This is a genomic window from Micromonospora carbonacea, from assembly GCF_014205165.1.
Lineage (GTDB): Bacteria > Actinomycetota > Actinomycetes > Mycobacteriales > Micromonosporaceae > Micromonospora > Micromonospora carbonacea.
In genome coordinates, this window is the sequence record NZ_JACHMZ010000001.1 from 4,132,405 (window position 1) to 4,151,364 (window position 18,960).

At 73.7% G+C, this 18,960-nt stretch carries 17 protein-coding genes and 1 pseudogene; 4 read left to right on the forward strand and 14 right to left on the reverse strand.

Features of this window, described 5'->3' with window-relative positions; genetic code table 11:
- Nucleotides 1-22: 22 nt before the first annotated feature.
- The 4 genes from HDA31_RS17550 to HDA31_RS17565 form a co-directional block, all read right to left on the reverse strand.
- Nucleotides 23-895, reverse strand: a complete 873-nt coding sequence (locus tag HDA31_RS17550) for a carbohydrate ABC transporter permease (protein WP_178064355.1) — start codon at nucleotides 893-895, stop codon at nucleotides 23-25.
- Nucleotides 889-1,854: a carbohydrate ABC transporter permease gene (locus tag HDA31_RS17555; protein WP_219825033.1), complete on the reverse strand. Its 966-nt coding sequence runs from the start codon at nucleotides 1,852-1,854 to the stop codon at nucleotides 889-891. Before HDA31_RS17555 ends, HDA31_RS17550 begins: the two co-directional genes overlap by 7 nt.
- Before the next feature lie 14 nt (nucleotides 1,855-1,868).
- The gene (locus HDA31_RS17560; protein ID WP_219825032.1) at nucleotides 1,869-3,251 is read right to left on the reverse strand and encodes an ABC transporter substrate-binding protein; all 1,383 of its coding nucleotides are present in this window, start codon (nucleotides 3,249-3,251) and stop codon (nucleotides 1,869-1,871) included.
- A 74-nt stretch (nucleotides 3,252-3,325) separates the two neighbouring features.
- Complete coding sequence (locus HDA31_RS17565) at nucleotides 3,326-4,459, reverse strand: zinc-dependent alcohol dehydrogenase (RefSeq protein ID WP_178064354.1); 1,134 nt, start codon at nucleotides 4,457-4,459, stop codon at nucleotides 3,326-3,328.
- A 120-nt stretch (nucleotides 4,460-4,579) separates the two neighbouring features.
- Between HDA31_RS17565 and HDA31_RS17570 the strand changes: the two are divergent.
- Nucleotides 4,580-5,839: pseudogene (locus HDA31_RS17570) on the forward strand (AAA family ATPase); the annotation flags it as partial.
- Here the strand turns inward: HDA31_RS17570 and HDA31_RS17575 are convergent.
- From HDA31_RS17575 to HDA31_RS17585, 3 genes are all read right to left on the reverse strand, one after another.
- Nucleotides 5,777-6,886, reverse strand: a complete 1,110-nt coding sequence (locus HDA31_RS17575; RefSeq protein ID WP_178064353.1) for an NAD(P)/FAD-dependent oxidoreductase — start codon at nucleotides 6,884-6,886, stop codon at nucleotides 5,777-5,779. The pseudogene HDA31_RS17570 and the gene HDA31_RS17575 overlap by 63 nt on opposite strands.
- 123 nt (nucleotides 6,887-7,009) lie before the next feature.
- Nucleotides 7,010-7,978 carry an aldo/keto reductase gene (locus HDA31_RS17580; RefSeq protein ID WP_178064352.1) on the reverse strand — a complete coding sequence of 323 codons (969 nt, stop codon included), beginning with the start codon at nucleotides 7,976-7,978 and terminating at the stop codon, nucleotides 7,010-7,012.
- Nucleotides 7,975-8,784 (reverse strand): SDR family NAD(P)-dependent oxidoreductase, encoded by an 810-nt coding sequence (locus tag HDA31_RS17585; RefSeq protein WP_178064351.1) that lies wholly within the window; start codon nucleotides 8,782-8,784, stop codon nucleotides 7,975-7,977. The genes HDA31_RS17580 and HDA31_RS17585 overlap by 4 nt, the downstream gene beginning before the upstream one ends.
- Nucleotides 8,785-8,955: 171 nt before the next feature.
- On the opposite strand from HDA31_RS17585, the gene HDA31_RS17590 reads away from it, so the two are divergent.
- Nucleotides 8,956-9,960, forward strand: coding sequence for an LLM class flavin-dependent oxidoreductase (locus HDA31_RS17590; protein ID WP_246384573.1), 1,005 nt, complete (start codon nucleotides 8,956-8,958; stop codon nucleotides 9,958-9,960).
- A gap of 81 nt (nucleotides 9,961-10,041) precedes the next feature.
- Here HDA31_RS17590 and HDA31_RS17595 read toward each other — a convergent pair whose 3' ends face one another.
- Nucleotides 10,042-11,001 carry a GlxA family transcriptional regulator gene (locus HDA31_RS17595; RefSeq protein ID WP_178067295.1) on the reverse strand — a complete coding sequence of 320 codons (960 nt, stop codon included), beginning with the start codon at nucleotides 10,999-11,001 and terminating at the stop codon, nucleotides 10,042-10,044.
- A 103-nt stretch (nucleotides 11,002-11,104) separates the two neighbouring features.
- Here HDA31_RS17595 and HDA31_RS17600 point away from each other — a divergent pair, with 103 nt between their 5' ends.
- Entirely contained in the window at nucleotides 11,105-11,806 is a 702-nt protein-coding gene (locus HDA31_RS17600) for a DJ-1/PfpI family protein (protein WP_178064349.1), read from the forward strand.
- Between the two features lie 12 nt (nucleotides 11,807-11,818).
- The gene (locus HDA31_RS17605) at nucleotides 11,819-12,127 is read left to right on the forward strand and encodes a hypothetical protein (RefSeq protein WP_141724050.1); all 309 of its coding nucleotides are present in this window, start codon (nucleotides 11,819-11,821) and stop codon (nucleotides 12,125-12,127) included.
- A gap of 58 nt (nucleotides 12,128-12,185) precedes the next feature.
- Here HDA31_RS17605 and HDA31_RS17610 read toward each other — a convergent pair whose 3' ends face one another.
- From HDA31_RS17610 to HDA31_RS17635, 6 genes are all read right to left on the reverse strand, one after another.
- On the reverse strand, nucleotides 12,186-13,130 hold the full coding sequence (locus HDA31_RS17610) for an acyltransferase domain-containing protein (protein WP_178064348.1): 945 nt from the start codon (nucleotides 13,128-13,130) through the stop codon (nucleotides 12,186-12,188).
- A 69-nt stretch (nucleotides 13,131-13,199) separates the two neighbouring features.
- Complete coding sequence (locus HDA31_RS17615; protein ID WP_178064347.1) at nucleotides 13,200-13,652, reverse strand: protein phosphatase; 453 nt, start codon at nucleotides 13,650-13,652, stop codon at nucleotides 13,200-13,202.
- Between the two features lie 23 nt (nucleotides 13,653-13,675).
- The gene (locus HDA31_RS17620; RefSeq protein ID WP_178064346.1) at nucleotides 13,676-14,584 is read right to left on the reverse strand and encodes a hypothetical protein; all 909 of its coding nucleotides are present in this window, start codon (nucleotides 14,582-14,584) and stop codon (nucleotides 13,676-13,678) included.
- Nucleotides 14,585-14,712: 128 nt separating this feature from the next.
- Complete coding sequence (locus tag HDA31_RS17625; protein ID WP_178064345.1) at nucleotides 14,713-16,344, reverse strand: ABC-F family ATP-binding cassette domain-containing protein; 1,632 nt, start codon at nucleotides 16,342-16,344, stop codon at nucleotides 14,713-14,715.
- 225 nt (nucleotides 16,345-16,569) lie between these two features.
- On the reverse strand, nucleotides 16,570-17,364 hold the full coding sequence (locus HDA31_RS17630; protein WP_178064344.1) for a class I SAM-dependent methyltransferase: 795 nt from the start codon (nucleotides 17,362-17,364) through the stop codon (nucleotides 16,570-16,572).
- A gap of 125 nt (nucleotides 17,365-17,489) precedes the next feature.
- On the reverse strand, nucleotides 17,490-18,542 hold the full coding sequence (locus HDA31_RS17635; RefSeq protein ID WP_218107438.1) for a LacI family DNA-binding transcriptional regulator: 1,053 nt from the start codon (nucleotides 18,540-18,542) through the stop codon (nucleotides 17,490-17,492).
- Between the last annotated feature and the right edge of the window lie 418 nt (nucleotides 18,543-18,960).

Sequence of the window (18,960 nt, forward strand, 5' to 3'; positions counted from 1 at the left end):
TCTCCGGGGGCGACCTCGGGCCTCAGCCCTTGGTCGCGCCCTCCGCCAGACCCTTGATCAGCCACTTCTGCACGAGCAGCGCGAACACCACCACCGGGATGACGGTGAGGGTGCCGACCGCGGTCAGGGGTCCCCACATCGCGCCCTGCTCGGTGTCGGCCGCCATCCCGGCGATGGCGACCGGGATCGTCGCCGCGTCCCGGTTGGTCAGCACCAGCGCGAACAGCAGCTCCTCCCAGGCCAGGATGATGCTGAAGATCAGCGTCGAGATCAGGCCGGGCAGGCTGCACGGCACGATGATCCGGAAGAACGCGCCGAGCCGGGAGGCGCCGTCCAGCATCGCCGACTCCTCCAGCTCCTTCGGCAGGCCCAGAAAGAACGAGCGCATCAGCCACATCACGTACGGGATCAGGAAGGTGCAGTACGCCAGGATCAACGTGATGTGCCGGTCGGTGAGGTCGAACCGGCGGGCGACCAGGAACATCGGCACGGCCAGCGCGATCGGTGGCACGCCCCGCGAGGCGAGGATCAGACCACCGATCAGCCCGGCTCCCCGGATCGGCAGCCGGGCCAGCGCGTACCCGGCCATCGACCCGGCGGTGATCGACAGCAGGCCCGCGCCGACCGCGACGATCACCGTGTTGACCATCCGGGGGCCGATGTCGGCCTGCGCGAAGTAGCTGGTGTAGTTCTCCCAGGTGACGGTGCTGAACCAGCGGGGCGGGCTGGCGAAGATGTCCCGGGGCAGTTTCAGCGAGGTGCTGATCATCCACAGCACCGGGAACAGGAACACCACCGTCGCGGCGACCGCGCCGCCGATGCGTATTCTGCGGCCGAGCCGGCCGTGTCGGGACCGGCCGCGGCCGGTGGCAAGCGCCGCCGTCGTCGTCACCATCGCTTCTCCAGGAACCGGTTGAGCCGCAGGAACAGGAAGGTCAGCAGCATGGTGATGGCGAGCACGAGGGTCGCCATCGACGATGCCGTGCCGAACTCGAGGCCACGGAACGCCTTCTCGTAGATGTAGAGGTTGACCACGTCGGTCGCCTGGCCCGGCCCGCCCTTGGTGGCGGCGAGGGCGATGTCGAACATCTTCACCGCGCCGAGCCACCGCACGATGAACGCGGCCAGGATCACCGGGGCGAGCAGCGGCAGGGTGATCCTGCGCAGGGTGGCGAACCAGCCCGCGCCGTCGACCCGGGCCGCCTCGAACACGTCACCGGGCAGCGACATGAGCCCGGCGGAGGCGATGAGCACGACGAACGGCGTCCACCGCCAGGTGTCGATCAGCACCAGGCTCACCATCGCCAGGGTGGGGTCGGCCAACCAGTCGACCGGGCCGAGACCGACCAGGCCGAGCAGGTAGTTGACGAAGCCCCACATCGGGTCGAGCAGCATCTTCCACACGCCACCGGCGACCACGGGGACGACCACCATCGGGATCAGGAAGAGCGACCGCAGCACCCCCCGGCCACGCCACTCGACGTTGAGCAGGAAGGCGATGCCGAAGCCGAGGACCATCTGCAACGGCAGCGCCAAGGCCAGGTAGACGCCGGTGACCCTCAGCGAGTTGAGGAATCCCGGATCGTCGAGGACCGTGCGGTAGTTGAGCCATCCGACGTTCCTGGCCGGGGTGAAGGTGGCCAGGTCCAGCTCGGAGAAGCTGATCTGGACGGTGTAGAAGAGCGGGTAGGCCAGCACCGCCACCAGGATCGCCAGCGCGGGGGCGAGGAACAGCCACCGGCTGCCGAGGTCCCGGAGGCGGTGGCCGATCGGCCGGCGTCGGGGGGACGGCACCGCCGGGGCGATGGGGGGCGCGCTCGCGCTCCCCGCCGCCGTCTGAGTCGTGATAGGCACCTGATGCTCCGCGCTCAGTAGCCCTTGGACTTCAACAACTTGTTGATCTCGTCCTCGGCGTTCTGCAACGCCTGGGCCGGGGTGACCTGCCCGGAGATCGCCAGGCTGTGCTGGGTCGCCAGGATCTGCTGGATGGCATCGGACTCGGGGAGCTTCGGCCGCCACATCTTGCCCTTCTCGACCGCCGCGTAGCCGTCGGTGATGGCCTTGAAGACCGGGGTCAGCCAGGCCTGCTCGGGGGTGGACGACAGGGTCGACTTGCGCGCCGGGAAGACACCCAGGGTGTTGACCTGCCACTTCTCGCCCTGCTTCGAGGAGAGCCACTGCAGCAGCGCCCAGGCGGCCTCGGCCTGCTTGCTCTTCTTCGCCACCGCGCCGGTCCACATGCCCCGGTGGGCACCCGCGCCGAGCGAGCCGACCGGCATCACCTGGATGCCGACCTCCTCCGGCTTCAGCGTGGTGGTCTTCGGGTCGATGGCGGTGCCCCGGTAGACGCTGCCCCACATGAACATGGTGGCCGTCTTGCCCTGCCGGAACGCCTCCAGCGGCTCGTTGAACTGGTAGGTGGCCGCGCCGGGCGGGGCGTACTTGAGCAGGTCGACGTGGGTCTGCAGGGCGGCGACGCCGGCCGGGGTGTTGAACGCCGGTCTGTTGTCGTCGTCGAGGATCTGGCCGCCGTTGCTGTTGAGGATGGTCTGCCAGATCGTCGGGGTCAGCGGGTCCCGGGTGAAGTAGGTGCCCACCGCCCAGGCGTCGGTCTTGCCGTCGCCGTTGGTGTCCTGCACCAGCTTCGGCGCCTGCTCCAGGTACTGCTGCCAGGTCAGGGCCGGCGTCGGCTCGGGCAGCCCGGCCTTGGCGTAGAGCGTCTTGTTGTAGAACATGAGCAGCAGGTTGGAACGCAGCGGCACGGCGTACTGCTTGCCCTGCCACTCGCCGGCGGCCAGCGGCGCGGCGTTGAAGTCGTCCCAGTCGTAGTCGGACTTGGTGAACGCGCCCAGGTCGCCCTTGAGGTCGGCCAGGCCGCCGGTCTTGGCCAGCTGCGGGATCCACGGGTCGTCGGCGACGACGATGTCGTACGTCGGCTCCGGGGCGGTCAGCTCCAGCATCTCCTTGGCGAGCAGGTCGCCGTAGGGCACGCCGTCGATGGTGACCTTGATGTTCGGGTAGGCCTTGTTGAACTCCGGCACCATCTGTTCCTGCCACTGGCGCGCGAACGCGTCGTTGGCGATCATCCGGATGGAGACCGGCTTCTCGGCGGTGCCCACACCACCGCCGGTGATGCTGTCGTCGTCACCGGAGCCGCAGGCCGCGAGGGACATCGCCACCGTGGCGGCCAGGCCGCCCGCCAGGAGCGCTCTACGGGTCGTGCCGTGCGTGGCACGGAAAAGGCTGTGCACAGGTAGCCCCTCTCAAGGGAGTGGTATTTCGGTGGGGGATGGGTGTTGCGCCCCGGCTGTCGCCCGGTTGCCGCCTACCGGGACACGTCGACGGCGATCTTCACGACGTCACTCCCGTAGAGTCGACCGCCCGTGCTGATCGATCGCAGTGCCAGTTCCACGTCCCGCAGCGGGACACGGTGCGAGACCACCCGGGCGCAGGACGGGCCGCCCCGCTCAAGGATCTCCAGGGCGCGCAGGTAACGCGCCTGCATGTCCGGACCGGCACCGTAGACGCCGGTGATGGTGACGTCCCGCCGGACCAGATCGCTGTAGGGGTTGAACGCGATCGGCCCGCGATCGGTGAAGTTGCCCAGCTCGGCGAGGGTGCCGCCGTCTGCGACGTAGCCGATCGCCTCGGCGAATCCGGCCGGGGAGCCGCTACAGCCGAGCACGGCGGTGGCTCCGGTCCCGCCCAGCACGCCCCGTACGGCCGCGTGCCGCGACGTGCCGGGATCGAGCGTACCGATGTCGATCGCCGAGTCGGCTCCCATCTCGGCAGCGAGGGCGAGGCGGCTGGCATTGCTGTCGACGGCGACCACCCGCGTGGCTCCGGCGGCCCGCGCGGCGGCGACGACCATCAGGCCGATGGCGCCCACGCCCTGCACCACCACGGTGGAGCCGAGCCCGACGCCGGCCCGGTGGATGCCGTGCAGGGCCACCGACATGGGTTCGGCGAGGATCGCGACCTCGGGCGGTAGCTCGGTGCGGTAGAAGACCGTCCAGGGGTTGGCCAGGTGCAGGTACTCGGCGAACCCGCCGCTGAGCGCCGATCCGACGTCGACCGGCGACTTGAAGCCGTACGACTGGGGGCGGCGCCGGCACTGCCCGGGGCGGCGCAGCACCACACACTCGTAGCAGGTGCCGCAGCTGGCCGCCGGGAACACCCCGATGCGGTCGCCGACGGTGACCGGCCGGCCGGCGAAGTCCCGGTCCAGGCCGGGGCCGAGCGCGGCGATGGTGCCGACGATCTCGTGACCCAGCAGGACGGGGAAGGTGATGCTGGGCAGGCGGCCGTGGAAGACGTGGGCGTCGGTGCCGCAGATGCCACACAGCTCGACCCGGATCACCGCCTCGCCCGGCCCCGGTGTGGGCACCGGGTACTCACGGATCTCCACCGGTCCGTCGGGGCCGGTGACGATCGCCGCGCGGGAGGTCGCCATCACCATCGCCTGCACCTCCACCCGGTTCTACATTCTGGATTCAATAGAATGTGGGAACCGTAACGTGCCGGCAATGAACTGTCCAGAGCTGGCGACAAGGCGATCGTGACCTGATCTGCGGCGGGACGCCCGCGGATGGGCCTGCCGATGCCGCCGATGAGCCGGCACCTCGCCTTCGCCGGCCCGCCGGGCACCGGCAAGACCACGGTGGCCCGGCTCTACGGCTCGGTCCTGGCCGAGCTCGGCGTCCTGACCAAGGGGCACCTGGTCGAGGCGGCCCGGGCGGACCTGGTCGGGCAGTACATCGGGTCGACCGCGATCAAGACCACCGAGCTGGTCACCAGGGCGCTGGGTGGGGCCCTGTTCGTCGACGAGGCGTACACGCTCTCCGCCGGCTCGGGCGGCTCCGGGCCCGACTTCGGGCAGGAGGCCATCGACGCGCTGATGAAGATGATGGAGGACCACCGCGACGAGCTGGTCGTCATCGTCGCCGGCTACTCGGAGCTGATGGGGCGGTTCCTCGACTCCAACCCCGGCCTGGCCTCCCGGTTCACCCGGACCGTCGAGTTCCCGAACTACTCGGTCGACGAGCTGGTCGCCATCACGTCGAACCTGTGCGCCAAGCACTACTACGAGCTGACCGACGACGCCCAGGACGCCGTGACCCGCTACTTCGAGCGGGTGCCGAAGGGCCCGACGTTCGGCAACGGCCGGGTCGCCCGCAAGCTGTTCGAGGCGATGATCAACAATCAGGCGTCCCGGCTGGCGGCCCTGCCGCCGGGCCGGGACGTCCCCCTCAACCGGCTGACCGCGGCCGACCTGGGGCCGGAGCTGGCCCTGCTCGACGAGCTGCCGATGCCGGCCGACGCCGTGCCGGACGCGGCGGCCGACCCGGCCGGCGCGGTCGACGCGACCCACGGCTGGCGGCGGATGGGCGAGCTGGTCGGCGACGGGAGCGTGCGCGACGCCGCTGCGGCCACCCTGGTGGAGCTCTGCCGGCTGCACGGCCGTCGCCGGTCGATCGGCCGGGCCGGCAACGTCGTCATCACCGGCCGCCGGGGCGACGGCCGCACCGAGTACGCCCGGCACTACGCCGCGGCGCTGTCCGAACTGGGTCTGGTGCCGACCGGCCAGGTGGTCCGGGTGTCGGTGGCCGGCGACGCGCCGGGCGGGGTGCTGGTCGTCGAGCACGTCCACGCCGAGGGCGCCGCCGAGGTGCTGGAGGCGTTGGTCGACGAGATGCGCGACCACCCGGCCGACCCGCTGGTCGTCCTGATCGGCGAGGAGGCGGTGACCGACGGGACGCCGGGGCTGGCCGACGGGTCAGAGCCGCTCGAACCGGAACGCGGCCAGGGCGTCGTCCCGGTTCTCGCCGAGTGCCTCGGCGGCGACCAGGTCACCGGCGTGCACGCTCAGGGTCACCCCGCTGTGCGAGACGGCGAAGTGGAAGTTGGGCAGGTCGACCACGCGACCCAGCACCGGCAGGCCGTCACCGGGGATGGGGCGCTCGCCGACCCGCACGCTCTCCACGACCACGTGCCGCATCCCCGGGTACAACGCGCGGCCGGCGGCGAGCACCCTGTCGACCGCCGGTTGCTCGACGCTGGTCCGGCCGTCGTCGTCGAGGTGCGCCGCGTCGTCGATCTCGTGGGTGTGCAGCAGGAGCCGGCCGCCGCCGTCGGGGCGCAGGTGCACACCGGGCGCGTGGACGACGCGGGACACCGCGACCGCGGCCGGGGACGTGTAGACGAGCACGCCCCGGGTGTTGCGCATCGGCAGGGCCAGCCCCGCCAGGCCGGCGATCCGGGCGGCCCCCGGCCCCGCGCAGTTCACGACCGCGTCGGCGACGATCCTCCGCCCCGAGGCGAGGCGCACGGACCGGACCAGGCCGTCCGTCACCTCGATGCCGGTGACGGCGTCGTCGCGCACCAGCTCCGCGCCGGCGACGACCGAGGTCGAGAGCAGGTGGCCGACCAGCCGGGTCGGCTCGATCCAGCCCTCCTGCGGGAAGTAGGCGATCCCGTCGTCGGGCAGCTCGGCGGGGCTCATGTCCGGCTCCAGGCGCAGCGCCTGCGCCCGGGTGAGCCAGCGCGCCTCGTACCCGTAGTCGAGGACGCCGTCGACCTTCCGGCGCAGTTTCGCGCGCCCGGCCTCGTCGTCGGCCCATTCCAGGTTGCCGCCCTCGTGGTACCAGTCGCTCAGTGGCGCCTCGGCCGCCAGCCTGCGGTGTGCCGCCATCCCCGCGACGCTCAGGTCGTGGTACGCCCGGGGCTGCTTGCCGCAGGAGTTGGTCCAGGAGAACGTCGCGCCGGAGACGCCGGAGGCCGGCGCCGCCGCGTCGACGACGGTGACACGGGCGCCGCGCCGGGTCAGCGCGGCGGTCACCGCCGCACCGTAGACGCCGGCGCCGATGACGACTACGTGCTCAGCCATGGTGATCGGGGCTCCGTTTCTCTCCGGGGGACGGGTCGGGTCTTCGACGGAGACGTCGACCGGGCACCTGGGTCCGGCCGGTGCTCAGCCCGGCGGGGCGCGGGCGACCGGCGACGGAGCGGGTCACGGGTCGACGAGTCCCTCGGCCAGCAGCTCATCCCACAGGGCTTCGGGCACCAACGCGGCGGCGAGGCGCGCGTTGCGCGCGACCTGTTCGGCGTCGGCCGCGCCGAACAGCACGGAGACGACGGCGGGATGCCGCGCCACGAAGGCCAGGGCCGCCTGCGGCAGGCTCACCCCGTGCGCGCGGCACACCTGGGCGATCCGCACCGCCCTGGCGTACGTCGCCTCCGGCGCCGGCCCGTAGTCGTAGGTCCGGCCCGGCGGCTCGGTGGCGAGGATGCCGCTGTTGAAGACCCCGGCGGCGAGCACCCCGACCGACCGTTCCCGGCAGCGGGGCAGCAGCGTCCGCGCCGCCGACTGGTCGAGCAGGGTGTAACGGCCGGCGAGCATCACGACGTCGACGTCGGTGTCGGTGACGAACCGCTCCAGCATCCGCCACTGGTTCATGCCGACGCCGATCGCGCCCACCACACCGGCGTCGCGCAGCTCGTGCAGGGCCGGGTACGCCTCGTCGACCGCCTGCCGCCAGTGGTCGTCGGGGTCGTGGATCAGCACGACGTCCACCCGGTCGAGGCCGAGCCGGGCGAGGCTGGACTCCAGCGACCGGCGTACCCCGTCGGCGCTGAAGTCCCAGCGCCGCACGTGGTCGGCGGGCACGTCGAACCCGCCGGCGTCGTCGCGCAGGTGCGCGGTCCGCGGCGACGGCACCAGGATCCGGCCGACCTTCGTGGAGACCGTGAACTCGGCGCGGGGCCGGCCCGCCAGTGCCGCGCCGAGCCGGCGCTCCGACAGGCCCAGCCCGTAGTGCGGGGCGGTGTCGTAGTAGCGGATGCCGGCCTGCCACGCGGCCTCGACCGCCCGGCGGGCCGTGTCGTCGTCGACCGCCCGGTACAGGTTGCCGATCCCGGCCGCGCCGAACCCCACGGCGGTCACCGGGGCCGACGAGCGCCCCAGGCGGGTGGTCCTCATGCCGTCTCCTCGGTGCCGGATCGGGGGTGGGCGCCCGGCGGGGAGCCGCCGGCGTCGGCCGCCCGGACGCGCAGCCCGTGCACGCCGCCGTCGACGGCGAGCATGGTCCCGGTGGTGGAGGCCGCCAGCGGGCTGGCCAGGTAGGCGATCGCGGCGGCGACCTCGTCGGCGGCGACCAGTCGACCCATGGGTTGGCGGGCCCGCAGGGCGGTGAGCTCGGCGGCCGGGTCGGCGGCGGAGTCGAGCAGCCGGCGCACCCAGGGGGTGTCGGCGGTGCCCGGGTTGACGCAGTTGACCCGGATCCCCTCCGCGACGTGGTCGGCGGCCATGGCGAGGGTCAACGCCTGCACGGCGCCCTTCGTGGCGCTGTAGAGCGCCCGCTCGGGCAGGCCCACGGTCGCCGCGATGGAACAGGTGTTGACGACGGCCGCGCAGGCGGAGGCCCGCAGGTGGGGCAGGGCCGCCCGGGTGACCCGGACGATGCCCACCACGTTGACGTCGAAGACCCGGTGCCACTCGTCGGCCGGGTTCGCCTCGACCGACCCCTGCGCGCCGACCCCGGCGTTGTTCACCAGGATGTCGATGCCGCCGAGGTGGTGGGCCGCGGCGGCGACGGCATCGGTCACCGACGGGTCGCTCGTGACGTCGCAGCGCAGGCCGTGCAGCGGGGCCGGCAGCCCGAACGGGTCCAGGTCGAGGCACGCGACGGCCGCCCCCCGCCCGGCGAGCATGCGGGCGGTGGCCAGGCCGATGCCGGAGGCGCCGCCGGTCACCACGGCGGTCAGTCCGGTGAACTCGCCGGTCATGACTCTCCCCACTCGGCCGGGACGGGCGTCCGGCCGGCGTAGTCGCTCATGGTCTCCCGTCGAAGCATCGCACCGAAACCCCGGCGACGCAGTCACCACCGGCCGCCCATTTCCCATGACCCAGGGGGGTTATCGTGGTGGCGTCCTCTCCCACCAGCGACGGAGCCCCCGGTGTCCCTGCACAAGCTCGGCTTCCTCACGATCGGCCTCTTCGACGAGGCGGACCCCCGGGCGGGCCACGAGTCGACGCTGAGCCTCATCGAGCTCGGCGAGCAGCTCGGCTTCGACAGCGCCTGGGTGCGCCACCGCCACCTCCAGTTCGGCATCTCCTCGCCGGTCGCCGTGCTCGCGGCGGCCTCGCAGCGCACCCGCCGCATCGAGCTCGGCACCGCGGTCACCCCGCTCGGCTGGGAGAACCCGCTGCGCCTCGCGGAGGACCTGGCCACGGTGGACGTCCTCTCCGGCGGCCGGTTGAACCCGGGGGTCAGCGTGGGCCCGCCGATGCACTACGACCGGGTGCGGCACGCGTTGTACCCGGACACCGGCGACGCCGAGGACTTCGGCCACGCCCGGGTCCGCCGGCTGCTCGACCTCGTCCGCGGGGAGCCGGCCGGCGACGTCGACGGCGTCGAGGGGTTCGAGGCGTACTCCCGCCGCGTGCAGCCGCACTCCCCCGGCCTGATCCACCGGATGTGGTACGGCGCCGGCAGCCTCCGGTCGGCGCGCTGGGCCGGCGAGCAGGGCATGAACCTGCTGACCAGCAGCGTGGTCAAGGCCGAGGAGTCCACCGACTTCGACGACATCCAGCTCGCCCACATCCGCGCGTACCGCGCCCACCACCCGGACGGTCCCGCCGCCCGGGTGTCGCAGGGGCTGGTGGTCGTTCCCACCGACAGCGCCACCGCCGGGCAACGCGCCCGCTACGAGGAGTACGTCCGGCGACGTCTCCCCCGGACGACGTCGCCGCAGGGGCCGCAGCGGATGGTCTACGCCCGCGACCTGATCGGGCCGGCCGAGCGGATCGCCGAGGAGCTGGCCTCCCTCGCCGCGTTCCGGGAGGTCGGCGAGGTGGCCTTCGCGCTGCCCTTCACCTTCGACCACGCCGACTACGTGCAGCTGCTCACCGACATCGCGACCCGGCTGGGCCCCCTGCTCGGCTGGCAGCCGGCGCGCTGATGCCGAGCCGGCCCGCCCGGCGGCTTGGTGCGGCAACGGCGGATGGTCCGGGGCGGCCGCGGCAGTCCCGGCCATCGGCGCTCAACGTGTGGTGGCCGGCGGCGGTGGACGGAAGGTGTTGCGGTAGGCGTGCGGGGCCACGCCGCTCAGTCGCTTGAACTGGGTGCGGAAGTGGGCCGGTGACGCGAAGCCGGCCAGGTGCGCGATGTGGTCGATGCCGAGGTCGGTGGTCTGCAGGAGTTCCTGTGCCCGGCGCACGCGTGCGGCGGTGACCCGCTGCATGGGTGTCTGGCCGGTCTGCTCGTGAAAGCGGCGGTTGAGCGTACGCACGCTGAGCCTGGCGCGGTCCGCGAGTGTCGCCAGGGTTATCTTCTCGTGGGCGTGGGTCTCGATCCAGGCGAGGACGGTGTCGAGGCCGGCTCCGGTGGTGGGCGCGTTCGGGCGCCCGATGTACTGCGCCTGCCCGCCGTCGCGGTGCAGTGGGGCCACGGCGAGCCGGGAAGCGTCGGCGGCGACCGCGGCTCCGTGGTCGCGGCGCACCAGGTGTAGGCACATGTCGACGCCGGCGGTCGCCCCGGCCGAGGTGATGAACTGCCCGGCGTCGATGTAGAGGACCTCGGGGTTCAGGGAGACGGCCGGGAACGCGGACCGGAACTGATCGGCGGCGGCCCAGTGGGTCGTGGCTTGCCGTCCGTCGAGCAGGCCGGTCGCCGCGAGGGTGAAGGCGCCGACGCAGATCGAGGCGATGCGGGTACCGGTGGCCGCCGCGGCCCGCAATGCGTCCAGTGCCGAGGCGGGGACTGCCGCGGCAGGGTCGTTGCGGCCGGGCACGATGATCGTGTCGGCGTGGGAAAGAGCATCGAGGCCGTGGTCGACGGCAAGGCGTAGTGGCCCGGCGTCGATGACGGGCTCGCTACCGCAGATCTGCACCTGGTAGCCGGGTCTTCCGCTGGCCAGCCGCGCCCGGCCGAGTACTTCGATCGGCGTGGCGAGGTCGAATGCGATCGTGTCGGGCAGGGCCAGGACGAGCACGGTGTGTATGGCGACCTCCTGGGGGCGCGGGCCGGCTCTGTGGCAGGAAAGAGTCGGTGGATGGCAATCCTGCCACTGTTCGCGGTGATCGGCGGGCCTGAGAATCGACGGCATGTTGGTGCAGATGGTGTTGTTCGACAGATTCGACCCGCTTGACGTCGTCGGGCCCTTCGAGGTCCTGGCCGCCGGAGGAGACGCCGTCGCCGGAGTCACCGCCGGGGGGCCCGCGGCCGAGGAACGCGCGGCAGCGGGTGCGCTGGACGTGGAACTCGTCACCGCGGAGGGTCCTCGGGAAGTGGTCAGCGGCACCCGCGGCCTGACGCTACGGGCGACCGCGAAGCTGCGACCCGACCGGCCGGGTTACGTCGTGGTGCCCGGTGCCAGCGGCCCCGTCAGCGGTGACCCGGATCAGGGCGTCCAGACCATCCCCGTGCTGCTGGCCCGGTTCGCCGAATCGGCGGCGGCTCCGCTGATGCGCACCGCTCTGGACAATCCTGACGTGACTGTCGCCACCGTCTGCGGCGGTTCGCTGGCCCTGGCCATGGCCGGCCTGATCGAGGGCCGGCATGCGGTGACGCATCACCTCGGCATGGATGTGCTCGAGGCGACGGGTGTGCACGCCGTGCGAGCCCGGATCGTCGACGACGGCGACCTCATCAGCGCCGGCGGTGTCACGTCCGGCCTGGATCTTGGTCTTTACCTCCTCGAACGCGAGTTCGGCCCCCGGATCGCGCACGCGGTCGAAACCCTGTTCGAGCACGAACGGCGTGGCGTCGTGTGGCGTGCGACCGGCCGTACGCCGATCGCGGTCTGAAAGGAGATGCCCGTGCTGCCCATTCTCGGTTCCTGGGACGTCAGCCTGAAGACCCCGATCGGCACGCTGCGCGCGACGTACGTCTTCACCGAGGCCGACGGCGTGATCACCGGCACCGCGTCCACCACGTCCGAGACCGTGCCGCTCAGCACCGTCGTCTGCGACGGCAGCCGCGTCACCTGGCAGCAGTCCGTGACCCGCCCCATGCGCCTCAACCTCGACTTCGACGTCGTCGTCGACGATCAGACCCTCTCCGGCCACTCCCGCGCCGGACGCCTGCCCCGGACCGCGGTCACCGGCATCCGGCGCCCCACGGGATAGGTCCCGATAGTTCCGCCACCGCCGACGCGGCTACCCCTGGCCAACCGCCCTTGCCGCACTAGAGCGGAAAGCGGCCCTGCCGCCACTGCCAGTGCCGCCCGGCCGCCAGGTGGTCGACCACCGCGCGCTGGAGCGCGGTGCGGCGCGGCAGCCGGTCCAGCGGCGTGCTCAGGGTGCGGAACACGAACCGCAGCACCTCGACGTCGGCGTCGAGCCCGTCCGGCTCCTCGTAGGGCTCCAGCGCGAACCTCCGCTGGAACCGCACGATGTTGGAGCTCTCGGGCAGGTATTCCCGAAGCTGCGGGTCGAGCAGCCACGAGCCGCAGGCGAACGCCCGGTAGCGCTCGTCGGGGAAGTGGCGTGGGAAGAACGCCCGGGCCGCGTCGAGCGACGCCGCGACCGCCTCCGGGGTCAACGGCCCCGCGTCGGGGACGTGCAGGCCGATGGCGTCGTCGCCCCGGTGGTGCTGCAACCGGCCCAGCTCGTAGAGGCCGCCGCGCGCGTGCAGCGTCAGCCAGCTCTGCATGACCGGCCAGCCCTCGCCGTGCATCCGCCGGTCGACCGCGAGGTTGCGGCCCAGGTCCGCGAGGGTCGTCCAGGACACGGCGTCGGGGATGCCGTGGTCGCGGTGGTAGCCCCGGACGACGCCGACTAGGGCCAGGTACGCGTAAGCGTAGAGGTGCCGCCAGGCGGGGCCCCGGTCGCGGGGCAGCGCCGGGCCGGGCGACAGCCAGCCGTGGCCCCCGAGGTCGGCGCGGACCAGGGCGACGGAGCGGTCGAGCAGCCAGCGCAGCTCGGGTGTCCACAGCGGAGAGTCGGCGTCGGGCCAGCCCGCCATGATCTCGGCGGCGTCGTCCGGGGGCACCGCGAGCCGGTCGAGGATCGCGGGCGCGTCGGCCCGGGCGGGCAGCGGGGCCGACGGCCGGTCCCCGGCGAGCCGGTGCACGCGCTCGACGTCCTCGACGGGCACCCCGAGCCGGGCGGCGATGTCGACGCAGTCCACGCCGACGACGCTACCGGCCGGCGGGCCGCCGCGACAGGCCGCCGACCGCCGGAGCGGGACGCCGGCCGGTCAGCGCCGCGGGCGCGCCGCCGGGTCGAAGCGGGCGACGAAACGCCGCTGCCACGGCGTCTCGACGGCCTGGGGCAGGTAGTGCTCGCGGACGTAGGCGACGGCCTCGGCCGGGGGGACGCCGTCGAGGATCGCCAGGCACGACAGCCCCGTCCCGGTCCGCCCGAAGCCGCCCCCGCAGGCCAGCTCGACCCGCTGCGTGCCGGCCCGGTCCAGCGCCTCGCGCAGGGCGGCGGCGAAGTCCGCGCGGTCGGCCGGCAGCCAGAAGTCGCGGCAGCGGACCCACCGGCTGTCCCACGGGACCGGCTCCGGCGGTGCACCCACCAGGTAGACCCCGAACTGCGGCTCGGGCCCGTCCGGCAAGGGGTTCCGCAGGCCACGGCCGCGCACCAGCCGCCCGGACGGCAGTCGCAGCACGCCCGGCGCGCCCGGCCGCCAGCCGGTTCCGGTCATCCTGATCCCTCTCGCCGCCGGCGTCAGCGCCGGGCGTCGCCGGGGCGGCCCCGGCCGGCGCGGGCGGTCCGCTGACCGACGCGGGGAGCCTGCACCACCGGGGAGCTCGCGCGCCCGGGGCGGCCGCTCCGCGCCGCGTCGGCGACCAGCTCGTCGGGGTCGTCACGGAGCGCCTGCCGGATGTGCGGCGGGACCAGCTCCGACGTCGCCACCGCCATCCGCACCTGCACCGAGCGGTCGTCGACCAGGCGTCGCAGGTCCGCCTCGGTCAGCTCGACCGCGAGGACCAACGCGACCCGCACGTCCGCCACCGGGTCCCGGGCGAGCGCGCCACGTTGGGCGGGGGTGGTCCGCGGGTTGCGGGCCAGCCCCTTGCGGACGCGCGCGGTGCGGTCGGCCATCAGGGCGGTGATCACCTCGGGGTCGTGGGTGTGGGTGGCGAGCCGTTCCCGCACCTCGGGCGAGATGTCGTCGACCAGCCGCGCGGCCAGCTCGGGCTCCAGCTCGCGCGACTCGGCGAGCAGGCCGCGAAGCTCCTTGTCGTGGGCCTGCGCCATCACCTCACGAACCGACCCGTCGCAGGCCGGGTTGCCGGCGACGGCCCAGCGGACCCACCGGTCGGCGTCCTTGACCAGTCGCACGAGGTTGCCGACCGAGGCCGAGGGGTTCCTCGCCACGGCCTCCCGGACCTGACGGTCGTGGTCCCGGGCCAACGGCCGCAGCGCCTGCGCGGGCGCGTCGGCGCGGCTCGCGACCGCCCTGCGGACCAGCGGCGACGGGTCGGCCGCCAGGTCGATGAGGGCCAGGTGGGGCGTCTCGGGATCCTCGGCGAGGGCGAGCCGCGCCTCGGCGTCGGCACCGTCCGCGCCGTCCGCGAGAGTGCCCGACCCACTGCGGCGGTGGGACCCGCCGACGTCCCGCTGATCTGCCATGGGCGCCATCATGTCACGGGCCCACGGGGCGGGCCCCGTCCCGGGCGGTGGCCCACCCGGCCGGCCGGACCGGCGCACACCCCCTGGAGCGTCCTAGGACAAAAGGGGTGGCCGGGTGGGTGCGCCGGTCACGACGGCCCGCCCACCTCGGTGAGCCGGCCGCCGGCCAGCCGGAGCCAGCGGTCCACCCCGATCGCGGCCAGGAAACGGTCGTCGTGGCTGACCACGACGAACGCCCCCCGGTACGACAGGAGCGCGCTCTCCAGCTGCGCCACGCTGGCCAGGTCGAGGTTGTTGGTGGGCTCGTCGAGCAGCAGCAGCTGCGGCGCCGGCTCGGCGTTCAGGACGCACGCCAGCGTGGCGCGCAGCAGCTCCCCGCCGGACAGCACGCCGACCGGCAGGTGGGCGCGGACGCCCCGGAACAGGAAGCGGGCCAGCAGGTTCATCCGGTCCGCCGCGCTGCGCGACGGCGCGAAGACGGCGAGGTTCTCGGCGACCGTCCGGTCCGCGTCGAGCAGATCGAGGCGCTGCGACAGGTACGCCATCCGGCCCTCCGCCCGCGTGACGGCGCCGGAGACCGGCTCCTGGTGGCCGCCGATCAACCGCAGCAGGGTGGACTTGCCCGCGCCGTTCGGCCCGACGAGGGCGACCCGTTCGGGGCCGCGGATGTCCAGGCCGACGCCGTCGCCGGCGAAGACCGGACGCCCGTCGTAGGCCGCCTGGAGGGCCTCGCCGTGGAAGACGGTGCGGCCGGCGGGCACCGTCGTCTCCGGCAGGTCGAGGGCGAGGTCGTCGTCCCGGCGGGCAGCCGTGCTCGCCTGGTCCAGCCGGGCCTGCGCCGCGCCGAGGCGCGCGGCGTGCACGTCGTGGGACCGGGCCGCCGACACCTGCGCGTCGCGCTTGAGGTTGCCGGCGACGATCCGGGCCAGCCCGGCGTCGGCGAGGTTACGCGCGGCGGTGGACGCGCGGCGGGCGGCCCGCTCGCGGGCCTGCTGGAGCTCGCGCTTCTGCCGCCTGACGTCCTGCGCGGCCTGCCGCACCTGCCGCTCGGCGACCTCCCGCTCGGCCCGCACCGCCTGCTCGTACTCGGCATGGTTGCCGCCGTACCAGCGGATCTCGCCGTGGTCGAGGGCGGCGATGCGGTCCATCTCGTCCAGCAGCGCCCGGTCGTGGCTGACCACGAGCAGGCAGCCGGTCCAGGAACGGAGCACGGCGGTCAGCCGCGCCCGCGCCGCGCCGTCGAGGTTGTTGGTCGGCTCGTCCAGCAGGAGCACGTCGGGCCGCTTGAGCAACTGGGCGGCGAGGCCGAGGGACACCACCTCGCCGCCGCTGAGGGTGTCGAGCCGGCGGTCCAACGCGACGTCGGTCAGCCCGAGGCGGTCGAGTTCGGCGCGGGCCCGTTCCTCGACGTCCCAGTCGTCGCCGACGGCGGTGAAGTGCTCCTCGGCGGCGTCGCCGGCCTCGATGGCGTGCAGCGCGGCGACGACCCGGTCGACCCCGAGCACCCGGGCGACCGTCTCCCGCCGGGCGAAGGGCAGGTGCTGGGGCAGGTAGCCCAGTGGCCCCTCGACGGTGATGCTGCCGCCGGTGGGCCGAAGCTCGCCGGCGACGAGCCGCAACAGGGTCGACTTGCCGGCGCCGTTGGGCGCGACCAGGCCGGTGCGGCCGCCGGGCACGGCGAACGACAGGTCCCGGAAGAGGGGCGTGCCGTCCGGCCAGGAAAAGGACAGGGCGGAGCTGACGACATGACTGTCGGACATGGGGAACCTCAGCAGACAGGTGATCCGGGCGCGCACACGCCGCCCGGCGTGAGCAGGGCACGACGACATGGGCGACGCGACGGCACGGGTCGTGCTCCGTCGGTCACCGCTCCGGGGCGCTCACCCGGAGATGTCGTCGTCACCTGCCACGTCGTGCTCCTGTCCCGTCGGCTGGAGCCAGGATAGCCCACCGGGCCGTCGTCGCCCGGCGTCGGGGAATCCGGCTCAGGCCGCGCCGCGTCGGCCCGCGGCGCGGCCGCTGACCTGGATGAAGTGGAAGCCGTTCACGATCACCCGGGGATCGCCGAGCGCCTCGATCGCCGCCCCCTGGTCCGCTTCGGTCAGGCCCTGCGCCAGCAGCGCGGGCCGCAGTTGCGGGATGCTGGCGCGCAGCAGCCGGCAGCCCGGACCGCCGCCGCGCCAACTGCCTCCCCGCACCCGGAAGGCCACCTCGGCGAGGCCCGCCGCGACGAAGGCCGCAGGCGCCCGCTGGGGCCACGCGAGGTCGTAGCCGGCGGCCACGAGGGCCGCCGTGTGGGCCGCCAGGTAGCGGGTCAGCACGTCGGCGGTCGCCTCCTCCGGCGCGTACGTCACGAAGTTCCCGGGCGCGGGCGCGAACTCCCCGACGAGCAGCACGCCGCCGTCCGCCACGGCCGCGACCAGCCGCCGCAGGGCCTCCTCACGTCCGGGCAGGTGGCCGAGCAGCAGGCGGGCATGGACGAGGTCGAAGAGGCCCGGCGGCTCGTCGACGACGATGTCGTGTCGGCGGACGGTCAGGCGCGCACGGGCCGGGATGTGCTGCGGCGCGATGTCCGTGGCGACCACCTCGGCGGCCCGTTCGGCCAGCCACGCGGCGATGCTTCCCGCGCCGGCGGCCACCTCGAGGCAGCGCTTGCCGTCCAGTTCGGTCAGCTCCCCGATCAGCTCACGGGTCGACCCGTCCAGCAGGTCGGCCAGCGCGTCGTGGTGGCTGACGGCCTGTTCACTCGCGTTGTCGAACGCATAGCCCTTCGTGCTCATCCCGCCATCGTGCCCCGTGGCGGTGACGAGGAAGTGACGCGCCTCCCGCCGGACGGCCGGGCCACCCCTGCGCCAGCCGCGCAGCCGGTCCGGCGGGCCGGGACCTGTCGCGGCCCGGGGCCACGTCAGCTCGCCGGGGGCGCGGTGCTGCGGCGGACCGTGAGGGTCGTCGCCAGCTCCAGTCGCACCTGGGCGCTGCGTTCCCCCCGCCCGAGGGCGAGCGCCAGCTCGGTGGCGGTGACGGCCATCTCGACCAGCGGCTGGTGGACGGTGGTCAGCGGGGGGTCGAGCAGCGCGGCCAGCGGCAGGTCGTCGAAGCCCACCACGCTGAGGTCGGCGGGGATCCGCAGCCCGCGCTCCCGCGCGGCCTGGTAGACGCCGAGGGCCTGTTGATCGTTGCAGGCGAAGATCGCCGTGGGCCGGTCGGGCCGCGCCAGCAGGTCGAGCGCGGCGGACCTGCCGTCGGCGAGGTTCAACCCGGTGTGGACGACCATGCCGGGCCGGACCGGCAGGCCGGACGCGTCGAGGGCGGCGCGGTAGCCGTCGAGCCGGGCCCGGCAGCACAGGATGTCCCGGGGGCCCCCGATCATCGCGATGCGCCGGTGGCCCAGCTCGATCAGGTGGCGGGTGGCGGACCGGCCGCCGGCCCAGTTCGTCGCGCCGACGAACGGGACGTCGTCGGGCAGCTCGGTGGTGGGGTCGAAGACCACGAACGGGATGCCACGGGCGCGTAGCTGGTCGTGCTGCTCCTCGTCGAGCTGGGCCACCACCACCAGGCAGTCCGGTCGGCGGGCGAGGGTGTCGTCGATCCAGTACCGGATGGCGTTGCGCTGCGGGCCGAACTCGGTCAGCACGACCCCGACCCGCTGCTTGCGGGCCGCCCGCTCGACGCCGCGGATGATCTGCAGGCCCCACATGTCCTCGATCTCGTCGAAGACGAGCTCCATCATGTTGCTGCGGGTGGCCGGCGCCGACCGACGGTAGCCGTGCTCGCTGAGGGCGGCCTCCACCCGGGCCCGGGTGTCGGCGGCGACGCCGGACCTGCCGTTGATCACCTTGGACACGGTCGGGATGGACACTCCCGCCGATCGGGCGATGACGGCGATCGTCACCGGCCTGGTCGGGTCGGCGGCCGGCCCCGCCCCGGCGACCGGCTCGCCCGACTCGGCGTGCGTCAACCCGGCCTCCTCCTGCGCGCTTCCGCGCCGGCCGCACGCCGCGCCCGTCCCGGCCGCGTGGCGGGCCACCAGCGTCGTTCCGGGCGCAAGGATAGCCGTTCCGTCGTCGCGCGGTGGGTGCCGAGGGCATTGCGGGACCGCAGCGGAAAGTTTCCAAGGTGGATCATGGCGCGTCGGGGCGCCGTCCCGCCTGGCAGGGAGTCTGCGAGGCCGTCCCGCGGCACCCTCGCACCCCCCGAGGGGAGCTTCATTGACGCGCATCAGCGCGTGCCGTACGGTCGGACCGGAAACTTTCGGCCTTGATGGTCCGATCGTTTCCATTCGGGAGCCTTGAAGGTCGCGGCGGACGCCTGGGCAGCGTCCGCACCCTCCGCATTCCCCGGTCGCGCGGCCGGGCGGCGACGTCCACCGGCGCGCC

What these genes read in the sequence shown, in the direction of transcription:
- HDA31_RS17585 (WP_178064351.1), bottom strand. Translation starts at nt 8,784, where the DNA reads ATGACCGGCGAGTTCACCGGACTGACCGCCGTGGTGACCGGCGGCGCC.
- HDA31_RS17620 (WP_178064346.1), bottom strand. Translation starts at nt 14,584, where the DNA reads ATGGCAGATCAGCGGGACGTCGGCGGGTCCCACCGCCGCAGTGGGTCG.
- HDA31_RS17615 (WP_178064347.1), bottom strand. Translation starts at nt 13,652, where the DNA reads ATGACCGGAACCGGCTGGCGGCCGGGCGCGCCGGGCGTGCTGCGACTG.
- HDA31_RS17625 (WP_178064345.1), bottom strand. Translation starts at nt 16,344, where the DNA reads ATGTCCGACAGTCATGTCGTCAGCTCCGCCCTGTCCTTTTCCTGGCCG.
- HDA31_RS17550 (WP_178064355.1), bottom strand. Translation starts at nt 895, where the DNA reads ATGGTGACGACGACGGCGGCGCTTGCCACCGGCCGCGGCCGGTCCCGA.
- HDA31_RS17580 (WP_178064352.1), bottom strand. Translation starts at nt 7,978, where the DNA reads ATGAGGACCACCCGCCTGGGGCGCTCGTCGGCCCCGGTGACCGCCGTG.
- HDA31_RS17565 (WP_178064354.1), bottom strand. Translation starts at nt 4,459, where the DNA reads ATGGTGATGGCGACCTCCCGCGCGGCGATCGTCACCGGCCCCGACGGA.
- HDA31_RS17630 (WP_178064344.1), bottom strand. Translation starts at nt 17,364, where the DNA reads ATGAGCACGAAGGGCTATGCGTTCGACAACGCGAGTGAACAGGCCGTC.
- HDA31_RS17600 (WP_178064349.1), top strand. Translation starts at nt 11,105, where the DNA reads ATGTTGGTGCAGATGGTGTTGTTCGACAGATTCGACCCGCTTGACGTC.
- HDA31_RS17575 (WP_178064353.1), bottom strand. Translation starts at nt 6,886, where the DNA reads ATGGCTGAGCACGTAGTCGTCATCGGCGCCGGCGTCTACGGTGCGGCG.